The following is a 19,042-nucleotide window of genomic DNA, read 5'->3' as shown; positions in this document are numbered from 1 at the left end:
CCAAAGATAATCTACTATCTCTTTGGATTATGTTATTATTATGGATATATTGATTAAATAAATATACCTCATATTCTTTTACAATACTAGTTTCGTACTGCCCTTCAAGTCAACTATGCTCTAATTGTGGGTTTAAAAATGAAGAAGTTAAAAATCTAAATATTATGTAATGATCTAAAGAACATTTAAATTGTTTATTTTCCTAAAAAGGTTTTTATTCCTACTAAAATAACAAATATCCCAAAAGCTTTTCTCATTATATTCATTGGAAGCATATTTGCGAGTTGTCCTCCAAATTTTGCACTAATAATCATAGTTATACAGATAATTATACCAGCATATACATCCGTATTTCCTTTTTTATAGTATTCAAGAAATGCAAATATACCAACTGGTGGAAGCATTGCAATTAGAGAAGTCCCTTGAGCTTTTAATTGAGGAAATCCTTTTAAAAACATTAGTAAAGGAATAATTATTATTCCACCACCAATTCCAAACAATCCACTTAAAACACCTGCTAAAATACCAATTACTACATAAACTATTAAGTCTACCATGACGTCTCCTCCTCTAAGTTATAGTTATAAATAATATTCTACAAATTTTCAAGTTAAAAACTTGTATATATTTCTTAACAATTGCTACATAAACATTATACCAAATATTACATTGAATTATATACAATTGATCCTGTATTTGAATCATAATTAACAAAGCTACATTCTATTCTATTGATGTAAATAGTGTACTTTATCTCTAGATGTTATCGCATTCGAAAAACCTTAGTTAAAAAGGCTTTTTACCGTCAAGCCATCCATTTTCTCTCCAGTACTTTTTATCAAGAGCAAACCTACCGTAATCATCATAATCTTTTATCATCGAACACATTATACGGAAAAACATTTTTGTAAAAAGCTTTGGTTTCAACTCTTTTCTATGTAAAAGAGCCTTATAAAATCTCTTTGCTGATTTTTCAATTCTTTTTTGAGTCTTAATATCTCTGTTTTCAAGATCAATAGCTCTACAACCTAAAGAATAATAACGTTTAAAGCCCATAAACTTAAAGGTGTTTGTTAGAGTTTTGTTTGCTTCCTTAATTCCCGCTCCTGCTGCCGTGGATATTGCTATACCAACTTTTTGAAATATCTCAATATTAGGACGGTGAGGCATCCACATTTTCGCTAAATGGTCTAGAAGTGCTTTCATACTTCCAGACACATTCATTACATAGACAGGTGAAGCTAAAATCACTCCATCAGAGGTCATAATATCATCAATTATCGGCTTCATCGTTTTATAGTGAGGACATTTGTCCTCTCCATTGCATATACAGTTCATGCATCCACTGCAAAAATAAGGCATGTCCCTCGGCACAAAATATTCAGCATAATCAATATTGTTGTATTCTCTTAATTGATTCTTAAATACAGATACACAGTTATATGTATTACCCTCTCTATTATTACCGTAGATTATTGTTACCTTCATTGATTTCCACCTCCGTTTATGGTCTTATTATATGTTGTAAAATGACTATGCTTCTTTTTTATTAGAATTACTTTATCCAAGTAATGTTACTACTGAATTTTAAAATTATTTGTATTTATACCATTTATCTTCTAATGTTCAAGCGTCTTAAAACCATAATTAACCAGTTTCCATTCACACATTATTATAACAATAAATTTAATTATTTCATAGTTATTAGATAATTAACTTAAAATATAAAAAGAGAGTAAGATAATCTTTCATTGTTTATCCTACTCCCTCTATGTTTATATACTTTTGAATCTATGGCCTCGTATATTTTTTAATTGGTTCATATTTTGATTTATTTTTTTCAGAAGGATCAATATATTCCAAATCTCCATTAGTGTTTTTTCTTATTCCTAATCTTGCATATTGTTTATCTTTCACTTTAAGCTTATTTACCATTAATATCACCTCTAATGGTTATTATCTGTAGTACTAGATATTTTATGTTTTATAAATACACTTTACTTATTTTTACTTATGTGGAACCTTTTACACTATTATTCATATACTAATTTGTAAATAATTTTAATGAGGAATATTATGTATAATTCTGATCAACCTAAACAATATGATTATTCTGATGGATATAGTGAACAAGTTGAAGGCTACAGTGAAAAAATGAAACCTTTTACTCCTGCAATGCATACTTGTCCATATATGCATATTTGTCCAATGAGACATACATGCCCAATAGCTACAGAATACGAAAGAATAACCTCTAATCAAAGCCTTGAAGAAGATGATTTAGATAATGATAGACAATATTATGGATATACGGATGAATATTCTCCTAAGCATCCTTCTCATCACTATCACCATCAACCATACTATCATCAACCATACTACTATAACCCTTATCCATCTTATTTTTACCCACCATTTTTCCCATATTATCAACATAAAAAACATAAAAAACATAGAATAGAACCATAGATATAATTTAATTTATAAATTTTAAGAGCACCTAATTTTTTAAGTGCTCTTTTACATTGACACACCTATTTAGTTAAAACTTCCTGTATATACTTAAACGTAAAAGGTTAATATAATAGCGCAGGGTACGTAACAGTTGAGTCACAACTTATATATGTTTTATATTGGGATATATAGGTAACCCTTGGCTTATATATAGTCACAGGAAAGATTTTATATTGTGGGGAAAAGCTTTAATATAGTGAAAAATCATCAATTATATTAAGGTCCCACCTTATAATGTACGGTCTAGCTAGGTATTTATAATGGTGTAAGGTAGATTGTTACGTGCTCTATATTATTACTTAGCGATTTAAAACTCTTTTTAATTACAAACTTATAACTCAGATATTGTTCTTTATATCGCCCCCGAACACAACTCCAATCATTAACTTTTATAGTATCGAAAATATGTCTTAATAACAAAACAAATTACATTCACAACCTCTTAACCACTTCATAGATAGTTAAGAAGCTGTGAATGTAGTTTATTTTTCTAGAATATTTGTATCAATGATTACTTAATATAATAGTTTAAACTTAAAATCCGCTTAATTATTATTATTTTTTTAAAGCTCCTCTATATCCATTAGTTCCACCTGATACATTAACTACATTGAACCCTTTAGCCTTTAATTCTTTACAAGTTCTTGTACTTCTTCCCCCTGATTGACAGATTATATGATATTCTTTTGATTTATCTAGATATTTTTCAGCTTCATCTATAATTTTACTCATAGGAATATTCTTTGCATTTGATAAATGACCACTTTTATATTCGTAAGGCTCTCTTATATCAATTAAATTTATTTTTTCTAATACCTCTCCTAAATCATTAACGTTCACTGAATTGACTCTATTTTTACTGAAAAATGAAAACATAACTCATCCTCCTATTTTAATTCATCTCTATTTTTTCAATACTCTTTCATCTTAACTATATTTTTAATATGTTTAATGAAATTATTCTTTATTAAAATATTAAAATATTAAAAGAAAATATATGAAAAGTTAATCTACCTATTGATATACCTAAAAATACAAAATTGAAAGATGTTAAAACTTTATTCTAAATTTTAAGATTAAAGAAACAAGAGCACTTCTAGAATAAGTTATTTGACTATTATATATGATTATACGTAATAAATTTTAACTTGCTAATATCTATATATCGTAATATTACGGTATATCGATATATATTAAGAAAATGTCATGTAATTCTTGATAACTAAGAATTTACCGCATTGACGTATACAAATAATTATAATACAATAACCTTAGGATACCCCCTTAGGGTAATTCAATTGTTACGGAGGTAATTTTTATGAATTCAATTTTAAAACTTTGGAAGAAATATTCTTATCTATTATTAATCACTTTTTTAATCGCAGGACTATTTGATTTTAGAATTGGATTAATTGCAACAATATGTATGATTGCGCCTATTATTGTTGCGTTGTTCAAGGGGAGATTTTGGTGTGGAAATGTTTGTCCAAGAGGAAACTTTTATGATAACTTAGTTTCAAAATTTAGCAACAAGAAAAAAGTACCTCCTTTTCTAAAGTCATTATACTTTAGAATTCTTGTTACTGTTATAATGCTTACTGTTTTTACAACAGGCATGGTAAAGAATTGGGGGAACCTATATGGAATGGGATTTGTAATATATAGATTAATAGTTGTTACTACAATAATTGGACTAGTACTTTCTCTATTCTATAATGAAAGAACCTGGTGTAACTTCTGCCCTATGGGAAGTATAGCAGCTTTAGTTTCAAAATTTAAAAATAAGAAAAATGAAGATAAATTGTTAAAAGTAAATACAACCTGTGTATCGTGCAAAATCTGTGAAAAGAATTGTCCGATGGGAATTGCTCCTTATGAATATAAAGAAAATTCAATAAGTCATCCTGACTGTATTCAATGCAGCAGATGTGTTTATAAATGTCCTAAAAAATCCATTGGATATGATAATAATATAATAACTAAAATTGATAAGGTACAAAACTTAAACAAATAGATAAAACAATATCCCGTCGTAATTGATGGGGTATTGTTTTGTATTAGGTTATAAGTCATAAAAGCCGCCTTTCTTAGTATAATTGGCCTCGCAGGTTAATTTTATACTAAAAAAGTAGAATGGTTTCTTATACTTTTAATAATTTAATTTTTTATTAATAATATCAATTATATTATATAAATTATAATTTAAAGATTTTAAAACTTTAGTATATCCTATTTCTAAATTAAATAACGAACCTAACTTTTTTGAATATTTTTCTACTTGCTATATAAAATATTAAGACTTTTGAACTAATTTATATTACCTATGATTATTCTCCAAGAAAAAAGCCCTAGATTAATTCTAGAGCTTTTTCTTGTTAATATATTATTTTAAACCTTGTTCGTAAGCTTCTACCATTTTCTTAACCATATTTCCACCTATTGATCCAGCTTCTCTTGAAGTTAAATCACCATTGTATCCTTGCTTTAGGTTTACTCCAACTTCAGTAGCTGATTCTTGTTTAAATCTTTCTAGTCCTGCTTTTGCTTCTGGAACTAATACTCTATTATTTCTGTTTGCCATAATTATTTCCTCCTATGAATATTAATTAATATTTAGTATCTATTCATAGTTTGTATATATTAAAAATTATTACACTAGTGAATTGATTGTATATACGGTGAAGTTTTCCTTTAAATGCAGTAGATGTTATTTACACCATGGAGTAAATAGTTTTGTAGTTTATTTTAAAAGACATAATTTAACTCTTAGATTTTCATTTATTGCTTTATTTTTTGAATAATTTATCATCAAGTTTTTTAAACCATGATATACCTCTGTAATTATAATTATCGGGGTCTTTCATTAGTTCATCTGCATCTTTAATAGAGTACCCACCCACTACAGGAAAATTTTTGTATATAAATACAAGCATACTTTTAAAGAGTGACAACACTTTTTTCATAAATATCCTCCCTTGTCTATCATATAATTTATTTGTGATTTTCTAATTTATGGGTAAATATTACATTTTTTTATTTTATCATTCTTCCAGTTACTACTATTATATTACTAAGTAATAAAATAGATAATATATATTTGATTTACATGTTCTATATGGTGTTTAAAAATATACTACATGAGGTTTCTATTTTTAGATAATAATATTATTATAGAATGATATTTCAAAAGAAGGTGAACTAATTGAATTCTATTTCGAATTTAATTGAGAACAGTGGATACCGTAATTTAATACTAGTAGCACTAATCTTTATATCACTGGCAATTTTTTTGGTGATACTTTTTATTTGGTTAAATAAATCCGAAAAAAAAGCAAAATTGCAAAAGCAAAATAACACAAACAAAAATCAATAGACATGGAATCTATAAATTGCACCCATATTTAACCTTAGTAAATTTTAACAAATGAAAAATACCCATAATAATCCAAACCTTTAATTTCTAAAAATGTTTATTCAAAAAAATCAAATTTCATCGTTAATTTTTGAATAAACATGTGAATTTAGGGCAATACTAAGAATGAGGTGACTGCTATTATCATTAACAACTTGGTAAAATCGCTACAATTTGTCATTGTTTTCTGAGACATTAGTTAATTTAGGAAAGTTTCTTCAGAAATTTATAAATCAAATAATCAGCTACAACAAACAAATTAATCACCTCAAGCATTTACATGAATTATACAAGCACCTAGTTTTAAGTTTGAAACTTAGCTAAGTGTTTTTTTATCGTTTCTATATTATATTTAAATCTTCTAATTACCCACAATTCACCATTCTTAAAGTATTCTAATAATGCAGTTTTGTTTGCTATCAATAATATTTTTACTGCAAAATCTAAAAATCCATTAATTAACTGCTATAAATCCAAATTCTAGTATATAATAAAGTTGGTAGCAATTTAATGAAGATTTGAAAGGGGTTAGTTACATATGAAATATGTTCTTGATATGCACACTCATACTATAGCTAGTGGGCATGCTTATACTACTATATTAGAAAATGCAAAACATGCTAGTGAGATAGGTCTTCAACTGTTAGGCACAACAGATCATGCTCCTAGTATGCCTGGTGCCCCACATGAATGGTATTTTGGAAATCTTAAAGTAATGCCAAGAGAACTTTATGGTGTTACTATGCTTTATGGCTGTGAAGCTAACATTATTGATTATGAAGGAAATATAGATTTACCAGTGGAAATACAGGAAAAACTAGATATAATGATAGCCAGTATGCATGAACCAGTAATGGAATCAAATGAAAATCGTGATCTAAATACTTCTGCCTTTTTAAAAGCTATGGAAAATCCAAATGTACATATCATAGGTCATTCAGGTAATCCTAGATTTCCAATTTATGAAGAGGAATTAGTAAAAAAGGCAAAAGAAAAGAATATACTTCTTGAAATAAATAACAGTTCCTTTACAAGATCAAGGGTTGGAAGTGACAAAACATGTACAAAAATAGCTCAGCTATGTAAAGAATACGGAACAAAGATAATATTAAATAGTGATGCACATTCTTGTTTTCATATAGGTGTTTTTGATGCTGCAGTAAAAATACTAAAGCAGATAGATATGCCTGAAGAATTAATTATAAATAGAAGCAAGACAGAATTTCTAAACTTTTTAAAAGAAAAGGGAAAACAAATTTAACCTTACTTATAATATAAATGGTTGGATGTTATTTACAATAACTAGCCTTTTATATAAACTCTTAAATTTACACTAATGTTCTTTAATAAATGGATATACGAGATTGTAGGGAAAATGCGACAAGCTGCGCCTTCCCTACGCAAAATATCCAAGGTATCAAAGTTAAACCGTAAGATTGATTGATATCCATTAAGTCGGAACGATCTTGTTAGCGTGGATAAGCTCACTCTGGCAGGAGTACTGATTTCAAAACCATACACTCCTATAAGTAGTGGCAATTCAATGTATATATATTATTGATATAAAGGAACTAGATTTACTCCTTCTTCAGTAGCTTTTCGTATGCGAATAGCTTGCCCTCCTCCAGGTGCCAGTCTCAATTTTAGTATAGTGTTTCTATCAACAATTGTTTTATAAATATCTATGGGATACGGATTGATCTTCCAATCTGCGTTAGGGCCATCGGCGTATATTTCAGCCACATATTTCTTGTATGGTTCAAGAAAAGTGAGGGGAGCCTCAAGTGTACGTCCATTTTCGTTAGTAATGCTACCTAGATACCAATCTTCACTATTTCTGTCTTTACGGGCAATAGTAACATACTTTCCTATGTCTCCATTTAGTACCTTAGTATCTTGCCAATCAGTAGATACATCTATTATAAATTGAAAAGCGTCACGATGTTTTTCGTAATTCTCCGGCAAATCAGCAGCCATTTGTAGAGGACTATAAATAACTACATAAAGTGCTAGTTGCTTAGCTATTGTACCATTGACTCTGTTATTGGGATTATATTCTTTATAGAACAACTCTAAAATCCCAGGTGTATAGTCAAAGGGACCAGCCAACATTCTTGTAAATGGAATAATAGTAGTGTAATCCGGAGGATTTCCTCCATCTGGACTCCATGCATCATATTCCTGTCCCCGTGCCCCTTCACGGGTCATCATATTGGGATAAGTACGTCTTTCCCCCGTATCTTTAATGGGTTCATGTACATCCAAACTAATGTGATATCGTGCTGCAGTCTCTACCACCTTTCTATAATGATTAACCATATATTGTCCATGATGCCATTCCATACCTAAAAGATTGCCTTGATCATCTAGACGTTTAACTTGCGGATCCCAACCCACGTAGCCTGTTTTTACAACATCTATTCCCAGTTTTTTATACAGAGCAAAAGCCTTTTCCATCTGACGTTCGAAATTCTGAATAGCAGCAGCTGTCTCCATGTGTCCAATTATTTTTACTCCTTTTTTCGCAGCATAGGAAGTCACTTCTACTATGTCATAGTCATCATATGGGGTTATAAAATCAAATTTTTCCCCATGTTTTGTCCAATCATTATCCCAACCTTTATTCCATCCCTCAACCAATACCATTGGAAAGCCGTATTTAGCAGCAAAGTCAATATATCTCTTGGCATTTTCAGTAGTTGCACCATGTTTAGGACCAGAACTCCAAGTATATTTTCCAATATGCATTTCCCACCAGATACCTACATATTTTCCTGGTTTTACCCAAGAAACACCCCCTAGCTTATTTGGTTCATTAAGATTCAGAATCAAGTAAGATGTAATCAAGTCCCCTGGCTTTTCTGCAATTTGAATAGTACGCCAAGGGGTTTTAAAAGGAGTAGAGCCTATAACTTTAACACCCGTTGACCAAGGAACAAGATCAGCTGTAAGTCTATTATTCGGAAGAGGCATTAATGTCATAGAGGCATAATCTTTCAGGTCAGCCTCATGAATACTGATGTACAGACCATCAGGGGTTTTCATGGTTAACGGTGTATGGACAGCGAAGAACGTGGTGATACAGCTTATAGGAGTATTGTTATAAAGATATTCATAACGATTTTTTTGGAATGCAGGAATCCACCATGCTTGATAATCATCAGCTAGAACAAATTCGGTTTCCTCGTCCATTATCTCAAAGCAGAAGAGATTCTCTTGCTCAGGCAATGCATAACGGAAACCGAGACCGTAATTATATACACGAAAGATTAAGGTCATTCTACGCCGTGTTTCGGTAGTTTCTTGAAGATCAACTTGGAGTTCATTGTAATTGTTGCGAATTTCCTTTACTTCTCCCCAAGGCTGTATCCAGTTTTCATCAAAACTATTATACTTATGGTCAGTGATTATAAAGTTCTGGTTAAGCGGTTCTGCATTATTGAATGTAAAACCGAGCTTTGAGGGTTTAATAATGCTTTTATTACAGTATATTGCATCATAATATGCAACACCTTTTTTTAGTGTAAATGTTACTTGAATCCTACCATCTGGTGAAAAAACATAGAAATTGCTATCATTATCCACTGTATTGCTTTTCTGTTCAGTACTATATAATTTTGACCATTCATTTTCCGCTTCTAAATTTGATGGGTATATATAATCTTTATAATTTAAAAAATAAGCTGGTATTTTCAGAAGTTGTCCAACGAATAGAACTGGACAGAATAATCCATTAATCATTAGCACAGTATTAATTGTAGTATTAAATTTCCTTGCAATAGAATATAAAGTATCTTCAGGCTTAACTCTATAGATGATAATAGGGGTACTTTCCATTGATGATCTCCTTTTTATATTTCTAATCACATTACATGATATTAATAATTTTAAAATACATTCATATATAACATTATTAAAATAAACCCCAAGGGTTCCTTACTTATGAAGTATAAATAACATCAGCAAACTACCAATAGGAATTCCAAGCATTAGTATCAGTCCCTCATTTGCTCTTAAGCTTATTAAACCGACAATTATTCCACTAATTGAAAATGAAATTAATCCTATCAGCATCGTCAGAAGTGGGTAAGTTTTATTTGTTACTTCTCTTTCAGTCATAATAATCACATCATCTTCTTAATGTTTATTTTCAAAAGATTTTATTTCGTTTTGTTTTACAATTGAAACTTAATTTGATTATATAAAAAACAGATATCTTTCTATATAAATATGCCATAGTTTCAACATTATTCTTATATATAGCCTAACAAAAAAATAGTGGGGCTAGACAATACTATACCCCACTTTCTTAATTATATATATCAGAAAACTCTATTATAACTATACTATTCACCTTATTGTATATATTAACTTCTATACTTCCACCACTAGAGGTAAATTTTATAGAATTTGATAATAAATTAAGTATTATCCTTTCCATAGCATCTAGGTCAAACGCCATCACTTTTTCCTCTATTTCTATATCAAAGGTAATAGAAATACCTTTACTTTCAACATAATCAGCAACTGATAGTACAATATTTTCCACTACACTTACTATATCGTCATTCAAGTGTTGAGTAAAAAAAGTGCCCTGCATCAATCTTTGTTATATCAATAAATTATCTAAAATAATACAAATATATTTCTTGCCTGTAGAGTTAACTGCGGTTAATATCCCCTATTTTCCCATTTAGCCATATATTTATCTGCATCTTCTGAAGTAACTAATTCATTTTGGACAATTATTGTTTTCTCTACATTTTCACCCTTAGCTGCTTTAATTGCAGCATCTATACTATATTTACCTAGTTTCCCTGCATCCTGGAATAGTGTAACTGCTAATTTACCACTCTTTAAATACTCGAGAGCATCAGGAGTAGCATCCATACCACCTACGGTTATCTTTCCAAGTTTTCCTGCTGCTTCTATTGCTTTTAATGCTCCTATTGCCATTTCATCGTTGTTGCAAGCTACTACATCAATCTGTTTACCATCTTCAAGCCAGGCTTGCATTAGAGCCATACCTCTAGATCTGTCCCAATCAGCTGTTTGCTGCGCAACAATTTTCATGTCAGGATATTTTGCTATTACTTCATGGTAAGCTTCAGTTCTCAATCTCTGTGCGTTATCATCCAACGGTCCCATCATAATTGCAACGTTACCCTTAAAATTCACTTTCTTTGCAAGATATTCCATTTCCAATATACCAGCCTGCTTTGAGTCTGGAGCTATATAAGATGCTGCATCATTTTGATTTACAAATGGAAGCATCATGCTTATGATTGGAATGTTAGCTGCCTTAGCTTTATCAGTTATTGACTTTGATGAATCTGTAGAAAGTGGGCTAACAACTATTGCATCTACTCCCTGAGATATGAAGTTTTCCACCTGCGACAATTGTGTATTAGAATTTTTTTTTGCGTCAACAAATACTACTTCAACATCCTTTAAAGATTTGGAGTAATTTCTCATTTCATCAAGTAAATAAGAACCGTATTTGCTATTAAAATCAGAATGACAAACCCCAATTTTAATCTTTCTAGTAAATCTTGATGCGTTTGTTTTCTGTGTACACCCAGTAAATAAACACATTATGATAACAGTAATAAGTGCCATTGACAAAAATTTTTTCATCGGATTTACCTCCTCTTATCCATAATTTATATATTAGATAAATTTTTAATATTAATTTTTATTATTGAAATATAAATGTAATATCAGATATAGATTAATTGATAATTTAACTCGTTGTGCTAGTTAAATTCTACTTGATAAAATTTAAAACAAATAAACTCCAGCAATATATACAAACCTATAATTAACAACAAAAAACGATGGAGGTTTGTATATATACTAGAGCTTAATAATTAATTCGGTTTTCCAGCATTGTTAGACAATTACAGTTTCAAATCAACTATCCCTTTTGTATAATTTATTTTATAATGACAATATTTTTTTCTTTAGCTATAACTTTTCCAATAGTATAACTAAATGATTTTCCATTCAAATTTGTAAAAATTATAGGAGTGATAAGAGATGGAACTTTATCTTTTACTTCATTAAGATCCACTTTTAATAACTTATCTCCTGCTTTTATCGAGCTCCCTTCTTTCACATAAACAGTAAAACCCTCTCCATTTAAATTAACTGTATCCATCCCAAAATGAATTAGAATTTCTACATCGAAATTACTTCTTATTGCAATAGCATGCTTTGTTGGAAATACTCCTACTACCGTTCCATCCACTGGTGAAAATACTTGTCCATTTTCAGGTTTTATAGCAAAACCATCCCCCATCATTCGCTTAGAGAATACCTCATCAGGAACATCATCTAAGTTTATAATATCTCCAGAAATAGGAATTAAAAAAATATCTTCCTTCACATTCTCCTCTACGGTATTCTCCATGCGTCTATTGAAAAAAATATCTCTAATTTTTTCAAACATAATACTCCTCCTGTAAATTAATTACTGTTTTTAACCCTAATTTAACTCGCAAAGCCTGCAGGTGATTAATAAATAAAATCTTCAACTTCTGCTCTTGTTGGTAACGCAGCCATTGCTCCTTTTTTTGAAACAGTTAAAGCAGCAACTCCATTAGAAAACTTTAATAAACCCTTTATTTTTTCTTTATTCCAAGCAATTAAATCTTCTAATTTTATATTATTGAATGAAAGCTGGTATAGTAAAGAACCAATAAAAGAATCTCCTGCTCCTGTTCTATCTTCTACTTTCACGTCAAAGGCTTCTGATTCAACACAAAGATTAGTTGTTACAATACAGCCTCTCTGCAACTTTCTTCACTATCCCAGAGCGGTAATCTTATGTTTGAATCAAAGCTTATAATACACTTATTAGATATAGCATATTCTATAGCCTTTCTATGAGCCTCCTTAATAGGAGCATCTATTAAACTTACAGAGCAAAAATGCAATATATCTCCTTCTTGAAAGTCTTCTTCATTTATTTCATCAGCCATTAAAAGCATATCTGCACTAGGATTTCTATAGAATGAAAAATCTCTTTCCCCGTCTTCTCTTAGTGAAACAAAAGCTAAGGCAGTATTTGCTTCCTTGGTTCTTATAACCGTTGAAGTATCTACTCCTAATATATTAACATCTTCTAAAATCTTATCTCCAAAGGTGTCTGCTCCAAGCTTTGTTAACATCATGTCTCTTCCACCTAACTTGCATACTGCTGCAACTACATTAAGCGATGCCCCTCCTGGTACTCTTAAAAATCCCTCTACATCTTTAAGAGTTTTTCCTTGTATCTGCATATTGATTTTTTTTCTCTCATGCATTAATTTTTCCATTTCGGAATTTAGCTTTTCCCTAAAACTTATACATTATTTGAGAGATAACCTTTGTTTTTTTGTCATAATTGCTATTGCTTTATGGCAACATATCTAACAAGCCTATAGTAGCACCGTACAGAAACGATTACAATACATAAACCTTATTTAGAAACTATGTGTACTTTTAGTTCATATTTTTACAAACTGAAAATATGTGCACAAAGAAAGCATGAATCTTACTTCATACTTGACTCAAATATGCCTGATACTTTAAGAATAAAATTTCAATTAAAATGAAATATGATATTGTGGTTTCATAATTTAATATGGAGTCAATATTTAATGACGTTGTATTAATATATAAATTTTCATCACTTAGAAATAGAAAATTCTTTTTATTTCATCAGCGAATGCTTTTTAAGCATTTCCACTACAATAAATATCCTATTAGCATTTTCCATCAATTGAAAAATCTTATCTCCAAAGGCATCTACTCCAAGCTTTGCTAACATCATGTCTCTTCCACCTAACTTGCATACTGCTGCAACTACATTAAGCGATGCCCCTCCTGGTACTCTTAAAACACCTCTACATCTTTAAAAGTCTTTCCTTTTTGCTGGGGAATAAAATCAACTAAAGCTTCCTCTATGGATATTATCTTGCTCATTCATATCAGCATCTCCTATATTTGTTTTTATATATCTCGAAGTTTTACTTCTAACACAGCATCACCAATTTCTATCTATTTTACATTCTATGTTGCATAAAGCAGAGAACCCTCAAAATTCAAGTGAATTTATGAGAGTTCTTCCTTGTAATAATCTTCCTCAGAGGACTTACTATTATAATTAACTAGCCATTTCTTCCTGGCACTCTGAATCTACTATATCCTTTTTAGTGGCTCTTTTCGCTAAAACAATTGTTAAACTAAATGCTGCAATAAAGGCAATTATCATTCCGATTGCGAAGGGAACAATTGATCCTGGTTTAATAGAAATAATACCTGCTATATCTGCAGAACCCAATCCAACTGCCTTTACTTTAAAAAATGTTACAAAAGCAGAAGCTATTCCCGATCCAATAATTGCTCCAAGGAATAGATATTTTAATTTTAAATTAATACCAAACATAGCTGGCTCTGTAATATCTAATAGTGCTGAAATACCTGATGCTGATGCAATACTTTTAATTTTCTTATCCTTAGTAATAAAGAAAACTGTAAGTGTTGCTCCGCCTTGTGCTATATTGGACATTGCTGCAATATATACAAACCTATAATTAACAACAAAAAACGATTGGAGGTTTGAATATATACTAGAGCTTAATAATTAATTCGGTTTTCCAGCATTGTTAGACAATTACAGTTTCAAATCAACTATCCCTTTTGTATAATTTATTTTATAATGACAATATTTTTTTCTTTAGCTATAACTTTTCCAATAGTATAACTAAATGATTTTCCATTCAAATTTGTAAAAATTATAGGAGTGATAAGAGATGGAACTTTATCTTTTACTTCTTATAAAATAACATTAATACGTTCTTTAATAACTGGATATATCAGATTTTAGGGAGAACATAAAAATGTGAAAACCAACCTACACCTTCCCTACGTAAAATATTCAAGGTATTAAAGTCTAGCTGTATAATAAAACTGGCTTTTTAGTGTTACTTTGCACTTCATGACACAGATGCTGGTATTAGGCCTAATATCCTTTTTTTAATATTTAAATCAGAGTTTCTTATTTTCTAACCGATAGAAATACTAAAATCACCAGGACAGGGGTACTATCAGCCAGATAATCTTTTTAAATGTTATGTATAAATGACTTAGCATCGTGACAAACTAAGATGAATTTTTTTTGGAGGTCATTTATAATGCTAGAAGTAGAATTAGATATCTTTTCAGGTATGCCAAATCCTAAATGGATTTTATCTGAATCAGAAGAGAAGGAACTGCTTGATATAATAACTTCTGAACGAACACAAATTTCACCAATGTATGCCCCTAACGAGGTGATTGGTCTTGGATATGGTGGATTTATTGTTAGAGAGATTAAGACGGATGAGGGCATTTGGAACAGGACAAATCGGGCATTGGAAATTTCAATTCCTAGAGAGTTCCGTGTTGGAAGTAAACCAGCGAAGCAAGCCCCCGCTACTGAGTGGCTTTTGAAAACATCAGAAAAGATAGGTAATGAAGTAACGGACGAACTGCGTAAAGCGGTTGCAAAAGATGTCAAATTAGTACCATCCTCTAATGAAGTTGTTGACCTAGACACATATACTAATAGTGAGAGTATTGAAGACTTAACGCGCCGCTGGAGTGTTTGCCCTTGGAATTACTTAGACAAGAATGCATATGCATTCAATAGGCCTGAGAATATCGGGGTGAATAATTGCTATTGCTTCGCCGCCAATCACCTAGCAGGTATCCGCTATGCTAGACCTGGTCGACGGGGGGGCCGTGAACTTAATGGTATTAATTGTAGTGAAGTAAGAGCGGGCCTTTTAGCCGATGGTTGGAAAGATAGTTGCCTAGGGCCGAGCAGCTGGACAATTACTATTGCATGCGTTGTTTGGCCAGGAAATGATTATCACTTTTATCGACTTGTCACAAATGAAAGTGAGGGTTCGTTGTGGGGTCACAAACGAGGAGGCACAGCAGCTAGATACACAGATGAGTGTGGGCATAACATTTGTTGTGGTAAAACACCCGAAAACATTTGCCGAGAGGGCTACATGGATTTCTGTGGTTATTTCTATGCTGACAACGCCCTTATCCAAGTCAAATAAAGCATCAGGGAGGCTCATCTAATTTTGCTTGCTAGAGTTTTTTTCTAGGAGAATCCTCGCATCTCCCTTAAACTCACAACTCAACTAGGATTGACATAGACTAGCTTAAGCACAACTAAGATAAATTGAATATTTACTTTTCTTGTAGTATAGTAATGCGGTGTCATCATAAAATTAAAGCTGCTGCATATATTGTAGTGAGTGCGTTACTCTTTCGATGGGCTCTCCTGGCACTGAATGCGTCATCTTGCAGTCTATTCACACCATTATCAGTATCAACAGCGGACACGTACGCAACAGAAGGAGGGGACAAATTCATGTCACCAAGGTTTGAAGTAGAACTTGATATATTCTCAGGTAATCCGAACCCCTCATGGATTTTGTCAGATACAGAGGGGGTGCTCTTTCTTAAAAGACTCGCTAAGTTGCGCAAAACCTCGGCTAAAGAGTTGTCTACCAATCTCGGTTATCTTGGTTTCATCGTTCGGGTGACAAATGGAACTGAAAAGAGTCTTGTTCGAATTCAAAATGGGATGGTCCTGCTCTCACAAGATGACACTAATGTCTACTACAGCGATGAAAACCGGGAATTGGAGCGGTGGCTGTTGAATTCTGGTAAGTCCTCCCTAAACAGCGACCTCTTCAAAATAGTTGACATCAAAATTCCTAGGAACCCGTAACCCAGTCGGATTAATGAAATAAAGGCGAGTGTTCACTTTCCAGCTAGTTGGCCTAGTATCAGCATAGCTGTCACCAAGTAAAAAGTAAAATTAAAAACGTAGTAATATCAACGATTTGATATAGGTATACATTTCTAAAAAATATTGAAAAATGTAATAATAAAAGCTCTTTAAAAATGGCTATTTTACTAGCTTTTTAATGTTACTTTACACTTCATTACACAGATGCTGGTATTAGGCCATAAACTTGAGCAATCCTTAAATATCCATAAATCATAATTTCATCTTTGAATATAGGTTTTGATACTAATCCCTCCCGCACTACCGTTTGGGGCTATCGTGTTCCATAATTTATATTCAGCAATTAAAAACCAATAACTAAATATAAATTGTTCCACGTGGTATATAATCTTCAGTAAACTTACTGAGCAAAAAAGTAAGAACCCACCCGTAAAACGGGTGGATTTATTACGCCCTATAAGGGCCCGTTCTCCAGCATCACCTAAAAGTGCATACTACGGGAATTCAAGCTCACGCTTTACTGCATTGAATATCCTAGCTGACCCTAAAAAGGTCTTCTAACTCTTTTACACTTACTTTATCTACTATCATATCGGCATTTTCTATTCCTATAAACAAATATCCCACTTCTTTAATTCCACTATCTCTACTTCTCCGTTACTAAAGAACTCTATATCAGCAGAAGGATTGTTAGGATATATTGTTGATGTCATTGTTTTTGCTCCGTCATTTATAAATACCTCGATAGAGCATCTATCAATCAATATATTTAACTTTAACTTATTATCATTACATTTAACCAGAACTCTTCTTACTCCAACTTCAACATCTTTTTCGCTACCCTCTATCTTTTCACCACTATTACTACGATCTAAAATTAACTTTTCATTTTCGCAATCATAGTATATAGAAGTATATTCATGTGCACTATATACGAACTTTATGCCAAATCTCTCAGAATTTTTACAATCTAATATCACCTCAAGATTAATACATTCTCCTGAAAGTTCATTTATTCTTAATGAACCATCTACCGTTAAATTGTTGAATGATACTTTATTTGTTTTATAGGTCTCTAACTCACTTATTGGTTTTTGATAAAGCGCATCACCTTTTAGCTCTAATTCTCTTGGGATAGTCATTGCCCCTGCCCAATTATGCTTCTTATCGTGAGTTGGTATATTTCTTTCCCACATTTGCATCCAAGTTATCGCTATTCTTCTATTTTTATCATCAATAAGAGTTTGAGGGGCATAAAAATCATGTCCATAGTCTATCTGATCTACATGTTCACAACTAAATTTACCCGTATTAAAATCTACATTACCAACAAAATACAAACTTGAGTGGATATTCCAGTATCTATCTTCTTCTTTTTCACAAAATTGAGGTGATACTATTAGTACATATTTGCCATTTAATTCAAATAAGTCAGGACACTCCCACATCTTACCCAACTTATTTTCACTGGCTATCATAATGCCCACATACTTCCATTCAATCAAATCTTCTGATTTATATAAAAGAATTTGTCCACTATCATCCTTATTTCTTGAACCTACTACAGTGTAATAATACTCATCTTTTTTAAACACCTTAGGATCTCTGAAATCCTGAGGTAGAGCATTCTCAGGTAAGTTTCTCTCTGTAAGTACTGGATTTTCCTTTATTTTATTAAATGTTATCCCATCTTCTGAATATGCTATACACTGAGTTTGTCTTACATTTTCAGGTTTTTCTTTATTAGTGTTAACATGTCCAGTATACATCAAATATAAAACTCCATCTTTTTCTATGGCACTTCCTGAAAAACAACCATCTGCATCGTACTCTTCATCTGGCGCTAACGCCACAGCTTTATGCTCCCATTTTACTAAATCTGAACTTACTGCATGTCCCCAATGCATAGGTCCCCAACAGCTATCATATGGGTAATATTGATAAAACAGATGGTATTCTCCTTTATAATAACTAAATCCATTTGGGTCGTTGATCCACCCTATTGGTGGAATAAAATGATATTTAAGCCTATACTGTTCGTTAACAAAATTAGAATTATTCTTTATATAATCATTGGCTATATTTAATTTATTCATATTTACTCCTTTTAATTCTCATACTTATACTATAAATTATTTTTTATGATATGAAATCAAACTTCCAACAGAAGTTATTCTGAATGTCTATTATTTACCTCCAGTATGGGCAACACCTTCAACAATATGTTTCTGGAAGAACATATAAATTAAAACTATTGGTATACTTGATATTGTTAATGCAGCCATTACTTGATTTGTAAAAACTGGGTCTGTACTGTT

Annotated in this window: 20 protein-coding genes; 5 read left to right on the top strand and 15 right to left on the bottom strand. The window is 31.4% G+C overall.

The genetic code is table 11. From position 1 onward, the window contains the following. Positions 1–194: 194 nt before the first annotated feature. From CPJCM30710_RS15530 to CPJCM30710_RS15520, 3 genes are all read right to left on the bottom strand, one after another. Positions 195–557 (bottom strand): TSUP family transporter, encoded by a 363-nt coding sequence (locus tag CPJCM30710_RS15530; protein WP_212905077.1) that lies wholly within the window; start codon positions 555–557, stop codon positions 195–197. Between the two features lie 229 nt (positions 558–786). Then, positions 787–1,488: a flavodoxin family protein gene (locus tag CPJCM30710_RS15525; protein WP_212905076.1), complete on the bottom strand. Its 702-nt coding sequence runs from the start codon at positions 1,486–1,488 to the stop codon at positions 787–789. Between the two features lie 303 nt (positions 1,489–1,791). After that, positions 1,792–1,935: a hypothetical protein gene (locus CPJCM30710_RS15520; protein ID WP_212905075.1), complete on the bottom strand. Its 144-nt coding sequence runs from the start codon at positions 1,933–1,935 to the stop codon at positions 1,792–1,794. A gap of 141 nt (positions 1,936–2,076) precedes the next feature. On the opposite strand from CPJCM30710_RS15520, the gene CPJCM30710_RS15515 reads away from it, so the two are divergent. Further along, positions 2,077–2,469: a hypothetical protein gene (locus CPJCM30710_RS15515; protein WP_212905074.1), complete on the top strand. Its 393-nt coding sequence runs from the start codon at positions 2,077–2,079 to the stop codon at positions 2,467–2,469. A 600-nt stretch (positions 2,470–3,069) separates the two neighbouring features. On the opposite strand, the gene CPJCM30710_RS15510 is transcribed toward CPJCM30710_RS15515, so the two are convergent. Then, on the bottom strand, positions 3,070–3,390 hold the full coding sequence (locus tag CPJCM30710_RS15510; protein WP_212905073.1) for a rhodanese-like domain-containing protein: 321 nt from the start codon (positions 3,388–3,390) through the stop codon (positions 3,070–3,072). Positions 3,391–3,832: 442 nt separating this feature from the next. Between CPJCM30710_RS15510 and CPJCM30710_RS15505 the strand changes: the two genes are divergently transcribed. Further along, complete coding sequence (locus CPJCM30710_RS15505; RefSeq protein WP_212905072.1) at positions 3,833–4,528, top strand: 4Fe-4S binding protein; 696 nt, start codon at positions 3,833–3,835, stop codon at positions 4,526–4,528. Between the two features lie 369 nt (positions 4,529–4,897). Here the strand turns inward: CPJCM30710_RS15505 and CPJCM30710_RS15500 are convergent, their stop codons facing one another. Both CPJCM30710_RS15500 and CPJCM30710_RS15495 read right to left on the bottom strand, forming a co-directional pair. After that, positions 4,898–5,095, bottom strand: a complete 198-nt coding sequence (locus tag CPJCM30710_RS15500) for an alpha/beta-type small acid-soluble spore protein (RefSeq protein WP_212903817.1) — start codon at positions 5,093–5,095, stop codon at positions 4,898–4,900. Positions 5,096–5,300: 205 nt separating this feature from the next. Further along, positions 5,301–5,477: a hypothetical protein gene (locus tag CPJCM30710_RS15495; RefSeq protein ID WP_212905071.1), complete on the bottom strand. Its 177-nt coding sequence runs from the start codon at positions 5,475–5,477 to the stop codon at positions 5,301–5,303. 987 nt (positions 5,478–6,464) lie between these two features. Here CPJCM30710_RS15495 and CPJCM30710_RS15490 point away from each other — a divergent pair. Further along, positions 6,465–7,187: a phosphatase gene (locus tag CPJCM30710_RS15490; protein WP_212905070.1), complete on the top strand. Its 723-nt coding sequence runs from the start codon at positions 6,465–6,467 to the stop codon at positions 7,185–7,187. 293 nt (positions 7,188–7,480) lie between these two features. Here CPJCM30710_RS15490 and CPJCM30710_RS15485 read toward each other — a convergent pair whose 3' ends face one another. From CPJCM30710_RS15485 to CPJCM30710_RS15450, 8 genes are all read right to left on the bottom strand, one after another. Then, positions 7,481–9,763: a glycoside hydrolase family 97 catalytic domain-containing protein gene (locus CPJCM30710_RS15485; protein ID WP_212905069.1), complete on the bottom strand. Its 2,283-nt coding sequence runs from the start codon at positions 9,761–9,763 to the stop codon at positions 7,481–7,483. Between the two features lie 99 nt (positions 9,764–9,862). Beyond that, positions 9,863–10,054: a hypothetical protein gene (locus CPJCM30710_RS15480; RefSeq protein ID WP_212905068.1), complete on the bottom strand. Its 192-nt coding sequence runs from the start codon at positions 10,052–10,054 to the stop codon at positions 9,863–9,865. Between the two features lie 181 nt (positions 10,055–10,235). After that, positions 10,236–10,475, bottom strand: coding sequence for a histidine kinase (locus CPJCM30710_RS15475; RefSeq protein ID WP_212905067.1), 240 nt, complete (start codon positions 10,473–10,475; stop codon positions 10,236–10,238). A 122-nt stretch (positions 10,476–10,597) separates the two neighbouring features. Further along, on the bottom strand, positions 10,598–11,563 hold the full coding sequence (locus tag CPJCM30710_RS15470) for a sugar ABC transporter substrate-binding protein (RefSeq protein WP_212905066.1): 966 nt from the start codon (positions 11,561–11,563) through the stop codon (positions 10,598–10,600). Positions 11,564–11,861: 298 nt separating this feature from the next. Next, entirely contained in the window at positions 11,862–12,338 is a 477-nt protein-coding gene (locus CPJCM30710_RS15465) for a PTS sugar transporter subunit IIA (RefSeq protein WP_407645004.1), read from the bottom strand. Between the two features lie 104 nt (positions 12,339–12,442). Next, a complete protein-coding gene (locus CPJCM30710_RS17925) occupies positions 12,443–12,724 on the bottom strand; it encodes a PfkB family carbohydrate kinase (RefSeq protein WP_246503563.1) in 282 nt (93 codons plus the stop codon). Beyond that, entirely contained in the window at positions 12,703–13,233 is a 531-nt protein-coding gene (locus CPJCM30710_RS17920; RefSeq protein WP_246503562.1) for a PfkB family carbohydrate kinase, read from the bottom strand. The genes CPJCM30710_RS17925 and CPJCM30710_RS17920 overlap by 22 nt, the downstream gene beginning before the upstream one ends. Before the next feature lie 842 nt (positions 13,234–14,075). Next, positions 14,076–14,489, bottom strand: coding sequence for a PTS transporter subunit EIIC (locus tag CPJCM30710_RS15450; RefSeq protein ID WP_407645003.1), 414 nt, complete (start codon positions 14,487–14,489; stop codon positions 14,076–14,078). A gap of 616 nt (positions 14,490–15,105) precedes the next feature. On the opposite strand from CPJCM30710_RS15450, the gene CPJCM30710_RS15445 reads away from it, so the two are divergent. Both CPJCM30710_RS15445 and CPJCM30710_RS15440 read left to right on the top strand, forming a co-directional pair. Then, positions 15,106–16,023 carry a hypothetical protein gene (locus CPJCM30710_RS15445; protein WP_212905063.1) on the top strand — a complete coding sequence of 306 codons (918 nt, stop codon included), beginning with the start codon at positions 15,106–15,108 and terminating at the stop codon, positions 16,021–16,023. A gap of 317 nt (positions 16,024–16,340) precedes the next feature. Beyond that, positions 16,341–16,703 carry a hypothetical protein gene (locus tag CPJCM30710_RS15440; RefSeq protein ID WP_212905062.1) on the top strand — a complete coding sequence of 121 codons (363 nt, stop codon included), beginning with the start codon at positions 16,341–16,343 and terminating at the stop codon, positions 16,701–16,703. A gap of 629 nt (positions 16,704–17,332) precedes the next feature. On the opposite strand, the gene CPJCM30710_RS15435 is transcribed toward CPJCM30710_RS15440, so the two are convergent. After that, positions 17,333–18,820 carry a glycoside hydrolase family 32 protein gene (locus CPJCM30710_RS15435; RefSeq protein ID WP_212905061.1) on the bottom strand — a complete coding sequence of 496 codons (1,488 nt, stop codon included), beginning with the start codon at positions 18,818–18,820 and terminating at the stop codon, positions 17,333–17,335. Positions 18,821–19,042 lie beyond the last annotated feature (222 nt).

Origin of the sequence: Clostridium polyendosporum, assembly GCF_018332455.1 — a bacterium.
Taxonomy (GTDB): Bacteria; Bacillota; Clostridia; order Clostridiales; family Clostridiaceae; genus Clostridium_AY; species Clostridium_AY polyendosporum.
This window is presented reverse-complemented; position numbering and strand designations above follow the sequence as displayed.

Coding starts and splice junctions, on each gene's coding strand:
- CPJCM30710_RS15520 (WP_212905075.1), bottom strand. CDS start 1,935: ATGGTAAATAAGCTTAAAGTGAAAGATAAACAATATGCAAGATTAGGA.
- CPJCM30710_RS15525 (WP_212905076.1), bottom strand. CDS start 1,488: ATGAAGGTAACAATAATCTACGGTAATAATAGAGAGGGTAATACATAT.
- CPJCM30710_RS15445 (WP_212905063.1), top strand. CDS start 15,106: ATGCTAGAAGTAGAATTAGATATCTTTTCAGGTATGCCAAATCCTAAA.
- CPJCM30710_RS15510 (WP_212905073.1), bottom strand. CDS start 3,390: ATGTTTTCATTTTTCAGTAAAAATAGAGTCAATTCAGTGAACGTTAAT.
- CPJCM30710_RS15440 (WP_212905062.1), top strand. CDS start 16,341: ATGTCACCAAGGTTTGAAGTAGAACTTGATATATTCTCAGGTAATCCG.
- CPJCM30710_RS15500 (WP_212903817.1), bottom strand. CDS start 5,095: ATGGCAAACAGAAATAATAGAGTATTAGTTCCAGAAGCAAAAGCAGGA.
- CPJCM30710_RS15470 (WP_212905066.1), bottom strand. CDS start 11,563: ATGAAAAAATTTTTGTCAATGGCACTTATTACTGTTATCATAATGTGT.
- CPJCM30710_RS15435 (WP_212905061.1), bottom strand. CDS start 18,820: ATGAATAAATTAAATATAGCCAATGATTATATAAAGAATAATTCTAAT.
- CPJCM30710_RS15505 (WP_212905072.1), top strand. CDS start 3,833: ATGAATTCAATTTTAAAACTTTGGAAGAAATATTCTTATCTATTATTA.
- CPJCM30710_RS17920 (WP_246503562.1), bottom strand. CDS start 13,233: ATGCATGAGAGAAAAAAAATCAATATGCAGATACAAGGAAAAACTCTT.
- CPJCM30710_RS15465 (WP_407645004.1), bottom strand. CDS start 12,338: ATGGAGAATACCGTAGAGGAGAATGTGAAGGAAGATATTTTTTTAATT.
- CPJCM30710_RS15485 (WP_212905069.1), bottom strand. CDS start 9,763: ATGGAAAGTACCCCTATTATCATCTATAGAGTTAAGCCTGAAGATACT.
- CPJCM30710_RS15490 (WP_212905070.1), top strand. CDS start 6,465: ATGAAATATGTTCTTGATATGCACACTCATACTATAGCTAGTGGGCAT.
- CPJCM30710_RS15515 (WP_212905074.1), top strand. CDS start 2,077: ATGTATAATTCTGATCAACCTAAACAATATGATTATTCTGATGGATAT.
- CPJCM30710_RS15495 (WP_212905071.1), bottom strand. CDS start 5,477: ATGAAAAAAGTGTTGTCACTCTTTAAAAGTATGCTTGTATTTATATAC.
- CPJCM30710_RS15530 (WP_212905077.1), bottom strand. CDS start 557: ATGGTAGACTTAATAGTTTATGTAGTAATTGGTATTTTAGCAGGTGTT.